The 5,854-nt window shown below is 50.9% G+C and carries 7 protein-coding genes; 1 reads left to right on the top strand and 6 read right to left on the bottom strand.

Translation table 11 applies throughout. The features are described from left to right. Positions 1-24: 24 nt before the first annotated feature. The 6 genes from Q0231_RS12410 to Q0231_RS12385 all read right to left on the bottom strand — a co-directional run bounded on the left by Q0231_RS12410 (position 25) and on the right by Q0231_RS12385 (position 4,371). Positions 25-702, bottom strand: coding sequence for a L,D-transpeptidase (locus Q0231_RS12410; RefSeq protein WP_299347885.1), 678 nt, complete (start codon positions 700-702; stop codon positions 25-27). 73 nt (positions 703-775) lie between these two features. After that, positions 776-1,093, bottom strand: coding sequence for a hypothetical protein (locus tag Q0231_RS12405; RefSeq protein WP_299347884.1), 318 nt, complete (start codon positions 1,091-1,093; stop codon positions 776-778). A 72-nt stretch (positions 1,094-1,165) separates the two neighbouring features. Next, a complete protein-coding gene (locus tag Q0231_RS12400) occupies positions 1,166-2,572 on the bottom strand; it encodes a multicopper oxidase family protein (protein WP_299347883.1) in 1,407 nt (468 codons plus the stop codon). After that, a complete protein-coding gene (locus tag Q0231_RS12395; RefSeq protein WP_299347882.1) occupies positions 2,559-3,458 on the bottom strand; it encodes a cytochrome c in 900 nt (299 codons plus the stop codon). Before Q0231_RS12395 ends, Q0231_RS12400 begins: the two co-directional genes overlap by 14 nt. Further along, on the bottom strand, positions 3,458-4,033 hold the full coding sequence (locus Q0231_RS12390) for a cytochrome c (RefSeq protein ID WP_269392640.1): 576 nt from the start codon (positions 4,031-4,033) through the stop codon (positions 3,458-3,460). Before Q0231_RS12390 ends, Q0231_RS12395 begins: the two co-directional genes overlap by 1 nt. Before the next feature lie 44 nt (positions 4,034-4,077). Beyond that, entirely contained in the window at positions 4,078-4,371 is a 294-nt protein-coding gene (locus Q0231_RS12385; protein ID WP_299347881.1) for a hypothetical protein, read from the bottom strand. A gap of 249 nt (positions 4,372-4,620) precedes the next feature. On the opposite strand from Q0231_RS12385, the gene Q0231_RS12380 reads away from it, so the two are divergent. Continuing rightward, positions 4,621-5,854, top strand: a 1,234-nt coding sequence (locus Q0231_RS12380; protein WP_299347880.1) for a type IIL restriction-modification enzyme MmeI, incomplete at its 3' end; no start/stop codon positions are given.

Genomic DNA, 5,854 nt, shown 5'->3' with positions numbered 1-5,854 from the left:
ATTGATTTCATCTTCATATTGTCCTCACACCACAATGATTGGAGTTTTATTTGGAACCCGCTGATACAGGTCGATAATGTCATGATTGAATAGGCGCACACATCCGCTTGAGACGGCTTTGCCGATGCTCCAATATTCGGGCGTGCCGTGTAGTCGGTAGAGCGTGTCTTTCCCACCCTGAAAAATGTACAACGCACGTGCGCCCAATGGGTTTTCCAAACCAGGCGGCATGCCGCCATTCTCGTAGCTGTATTTTTCAAGCTCTGGCTGCCGGGCAATCATTTCTGTCGGGGGTGTCCAGGTTGGCCACTTTCGTTTCCATTGGATTACAGCGCGACCGGACCATGCAAAACCAGCGCGGCCTAACCCAACCCCATATCGAATTGCCCGCCCTTTGGGCTGGACCAAATAGAGGTAGAAGGCTGAAGTATCAACAACAACTGTGCCGGGTTGTTCGCTGGTGCGATATAGCACTTCTTGGCGATAGAAGCGGGCTTCGATTTTATCGGCGTCTATTGCGGGAATTGCAAATTGCTCACTTGGCAAAGGCCCATACATTGCATCTGCCGCGTCGGATAACGCCGCTGGGTTTGTTGGTATGCCTTTGCTTGAAGCGCAAGCGCCAACTAGTCCAGTAATCGCCAAAGCGGAACCAGTTTGAATAAACCTTCGACGTGAAGGGGTACGCGTGTCATTCGTCATAAATATTGCCACATAGCTTTGCGGTCGCGTCCAAAAGACACGCAACCATTTGATTGAGAGTTTTAAGTGTTTGCTATGGAGCGATCGTAATCGGAGGTGGGGCGTTCAGAGCTAAAACGATGGCACGTAGTAACTTGCCAGTTTGGCGCTCTAACTCTGGCTTGTGCTGTCCATGCATTGCGGCACCCAAGCCAAACATGGCAATTGAACAATCGCTGGCGCAACGTGATTTGCTGTGATCCATTTTCTCGGTTTCACAGCAGTCTGTGTCATCCATTTGCATAATTGTTGCGATGACGAGGTCATGTTCGGCAGAAGCTGCGCGCGCACTTGCCATTGCCGCCACCAATTGGGTGGACAACAATATACAAGCAACAATGATAGTGATCAAAACGCGCATATTTCCCTTTTACTATGTCTCTAACTGCATTTCTACTGAGTTGAGGAAAACGTGATTACAAGTTTAACTTAATACCTTGAACCACGATGTCATGCCAGCTGCGGCATGTTCCAGCATGTGGCAATGAAATAGCCATTTCCCAGGATTGTCGGCTACAAACGCAATTTTGGTGCTTTGCCGAGGGCTAATCAAAAACGTGTCCCGCCAATGATCCGGTTGTTCCACGCCATCACCGTCGCGATCTTCAATCAAGAAGTGATGCCCGTGCACATGCATGGCATGCATAAACGCTGTATTGTTGATGACGTCCAATTCAACGGTTTCAAACCGCCTTGCAATGAGCATCGGCTGTTCAGCCAGGTTTGCCGTTCCGTTGAATGCCCAAAGCTGCTTGGTACGTTGAAAATCTTCGCCTTCAAGTTTTTTACCTTGATAGGTGATGTCGCCCATCATGCCCATTGCGCCGCCGGTCATGTTGATTTGGAACTTCAAACGGTCCTCGGGGTGGGGAAGTGGGATATTGTTTGGCTTGGGATGCACATAGGGCGCCGCTGGTAAGCCGCCGGTTCCAACTTCGAAAAAGCAGAACGGAAACGGTTCCCCAGAAACCTCTTCAAGCGCGAACTGTTCACGAGGTTGCACCAACAGATCGACACGCTGCGCAGGGCCCAACAATAATGGCTTATATGCCAGTTGTTTGGGCTCGCCTTTAACGGGTTGCCCATCATACCCAACAATCTTTGCGCCAAAACGGTTTGGATCAATTTCCAATATCCGTGCGTTGCAGGCATTGACCAGTCTTAGCAGCGTTGGCGCGCCCTGTTGAAGCTTGATTTTGGGCAGGCTCTGGCCATTAACAGTCAACCAATTGCCCATGCGCCCACCGTGGCTCCAATCCATCAACGCGCCTAGGCTCTGCTCATCAAATCGCCCATTTGCATCAAGCCGCCAATCGTCCAACATAAGAACAATATCTTGCTCTGCAGGCAGCGGTGTGTGCTCAACAGGATCCACAATCAATGGTCCATAAAGTCCTCGGGCAACCTGCGACCAGCTGTTGTTGTGCGCGTGATACCAATAGGTGCCAGCGTCGGGCAATTCGAACTCATACTCAAAGGTTTCGCCCGGTTGAACCGGCGCTTGCGTTAAGCCAGACACGCCATCCATTGCGTTGACAATTCGGATGCCGTGCCAGTGAACAGACGTTGGCTCCACAAGACTGTTTGTGAAGCGGATGCGGGCGGTTTCACCTTGTTTGTATCTTAACGTTGGGCCACAGATTTGCCCATTGTATCCCCATAAATCAGAGGGCAGTGCCTGATCCGAATTGTGCAACTTGTGTTTGGTCGCACGAGCATCCAATTCGAGCCAATTCCCATTTGGGGTGGCAAACAATTGCGATGGTGATGTTGCAACTGCAGCCGCGGCGCCGATAAGCTTCAATGCACTTCTACGGTCAATTTGTGACATTGGCTTCTCCAAGCAAATATGTTGCAATTGCTTCTCGATCGTTTGCCGACAGAAACGACGTGCCGTCACGAACGACTTCCACCATTGAGCCACCAAACACATCCCCGTCGTTTTTTACGCCAGTTTTTAAGGCATAGGCGAGGGAGTTTATTGACCAGCCTTTTTCCCTTAAAGCCGCGGAATTGATCGCTGGTGATTTTCCACCGTCGGGCAATTTGTCGGCACCGTGCAATTTTTGTTCGACCTGTCGCGCGCCGGCAAAGTTGCGCGGTGTGTGGCATGCACCACAGTGCGCTGGACCTTCCACAATATATTTGCCCCGGTTCCACGCTTCGGATTTGTTGGGATCCTTTTCAAATTCAGAAAAGTCCAAATAGGCTTGTCGCCAGAGTTTTAGCCCGGGCCGAAAACTAAATGGAAACGGCATGCCATGTGCTTTTGAGGGCTCTTCAACTGCGGGCACAGTTTTGAAAGCTGCCCACAAATCTGCAATATCTTGGTCAGTTAGCTTTGCATAAAACGGGTAAGGAAAAGCCGGGTAATATGGCTCACCTTGCGGCGAAACGCCTTGACGCACGGCCTTCGCAAACATCTCTATTGACCAACTTCCCATACCAAATTCAACAGAGGTTGTAAGGTTGGGCGAATAAAATGTGCCAAAATCTGTTTTGAGTTCTAGCCCGCCAGCCAGCGGCGCACCGCCTTTCTCCGTATTTGTGTGACAGGCGATGCAGCCGGACATGCGGGCAAGATAGGCGCCCCGGCCCGCATCGCCCTGCAAAGTGGACATTTCAACTGGATTGCCGATGGGCCAGAGCGCAAGGGCGGTTGCAGACGCAACGGCCATCGCCGCTGCGCCCAATAAAAGCATGAACCACTTTTTCATTACTTTTTCTCGATCCGGAATTTTGCATGGCAACTTGCGCAGGTTTGGGCGAGCATGTTGAAAACACCGTCAGCAGGCATGTCCGCAAGGGCGTCCAAATCCATGTTCGGTGCACTGCCCATCATCATCGCGCTATTGTTGCCCATCATCCCAGAACTGGTGGTGCCCATCATATCGACTGTTGAGGGCTGTTGCATCATCAAGCCGTTTGGCGCGGCCTGCTCAAGCGCTTTGGCATAGAGTTGCAGCTGGTTTGATATTTCTTCAAATTCAGCCCAATCGCTCCACACCGTTGGTTTTGCTTCAGATGGAGCACCGCCACTTCCGGTGGGAAACAGGCTTGTAAGCGTTTCGCCGGCATGAGTTTCAATAACCGCAGCTTCGCGTTTAACTTGCTCGGGGTCATATTCAACCTCACCGCGCATCATCATTGATAGGGTTTTGACAGCCTTGCCCATTGCGGACATGCCATCCATCCGTTCCTTAACGATGCCCGTTGCACCACCGTGTGCCAATGCAACGCCGCTCGCTGCAAGCGCCATGGTTAGTGCCAATGCCAGTTCAAATTTTTTCATGATTTTCTCTCTTGTTGAAATGCTGTTGAATGCTGCAATTCAACTCAGAGGCGAGGGGGTGGCAGTTCCTGGGCAATATCGATTGAAAGCAACCAGAGCAAACCAATTGGGGCAAACAGCGGTCGCAGCTTGAAAACTGCAGGCGAAACGCCATCTGCAGCCGCCATAATGTTCGCGCCGCAATGCAGCCCCGAACCATCATCACAAGAACTTTCGTACCCAACTGAGGCGTCGTGCGTGTGCGTTTCTGCATAGGCTGTTTCATGCCCATGGTTTGCTGTTTTGAGCAAACCATCAAACGAGGGGGCCGAAATCACAAACGCAAGCAGCAATGACAACCAAATGAATGCCAAGCTTTTTTGACGCTGCGTTTTGTGGGAAGTGTTAATCAATGCCGCTCGCTACCTTTGGTTTTCGACTGCAGGATACTATGGCGTTCATTTCTATTTCGTCAACGCCCTCAATGTGTGGCATGTCGCCATACCGCCGGCGACGTTGCCGCCAACACTGAAGTGTTTGTAAAGTGCGCTCAATCAGATTACCAATAATGACATAACCAACAAACCGCCTTCCTTAGAGTGTTCATTTTGCAACTTTTTAATTCCAAAACCCTTGCCCGCCACATTAAGCCCGACTTTGCCATTCCCGCCGCCCATCGCGACGCGATTGAGAAATGGGTGGACTTGATCAAGTCAAATCGCATTAATTCCCTCAAGGAAGTGGCGCTGCACGGCGATTTTAAATCCATAATTGTCGAAGGCATTTTGGGCTACACAACTGCCGCCGCAGGTGAGCAATTCACCGTTGCCACCGAACAGAACATTCTCAAAGGATCTGTCGATTTGGCGCTCGGCAATTTCGGCGGCGAACGTGACGAAATAATTGCGCCGTTTGAACTCAAGGGCGCAAAAACCAAAGACCTTGATGCCATTATGCCGGGCAGGGCAAAAAGCCCGGTTATGCAGGCGTGGGAATATGCCACAAATGCGCCGGGCGTTAAATGGGTGATCGTTTGCAACTATCTTGAACTGCGCCTTTATGGCTTTGGCGAAGGCACGCAGGCCTACGAGCGGTTCGATCTTGTTAAGCTGGCTGATCCAAAACACTATCAACGCTTCATACTGCTGCTCAGCGCAGAAAACTTGCTATCTGGCCGCTCCCTAGAAATTCTGGAGCAGAGCCGCAAAGAAGATAAAGACATCACCAACGCACTTTATGCTGACTATAAAGTGCTGCGCGATAGCCTGATTGATGCCGTGCAACAAGCCGCACCCCAAATTGAACCGCTGGCCGCCATTTCCGCCGCGCAAACTATTTTGGATCGTGTGCTATTTACCGCCTTTGCCGAAGATACAGGGCTGCTGCCAAATCGTATTTTGGAGCAAGCCTATGAACATGCAGACCCGTTTAATCCACGCCCGATTTGGCAAAACTTTAAGGGCCTGTTTCGCTCTATCGACAGCGGCAACAAACAACTCAACGTCCCGCCCTACAATGGCGGGCTGTTTGCGCCGGACCCAACCATTGACGCACTCGAATTGCCAGATTTGGTGTGCGAAGGCTTTAAGCGCATTGGCGAATATGATTTTGCATCGGAAATCTCGGTCACGGTGCTTGGGCATATATTTGAGCAATCGATTGCCGATGTTGAGCGCTTGCAGGCCTATGCGCGTGGCGAATTGGTTGAAGAGAAAAAGGCAAGTGGCACGAGCGGTCGGCGCAAGCGCGATGGCGTTGTGTATACGCCAGATTACATCGCGCGCTTCATTGTTGAGCAGACACTTGGCACGCATTTAAAAGAAATCTTTGCTGATATTTTTG

The organism is uncultured Maritalea sp., assembly GCF_937139385.1.
GTDB classification, from domain to species: domain Bacteria; phylum Pseudomonadota; class Alphaproteobacteria; order Rhizobiales; family Devosiaceae; genus Maritalea; species Maritalea porphyrae_A.
This window is presented reverse-complemented; position numbering and strand designations above follow the sequence as displayed.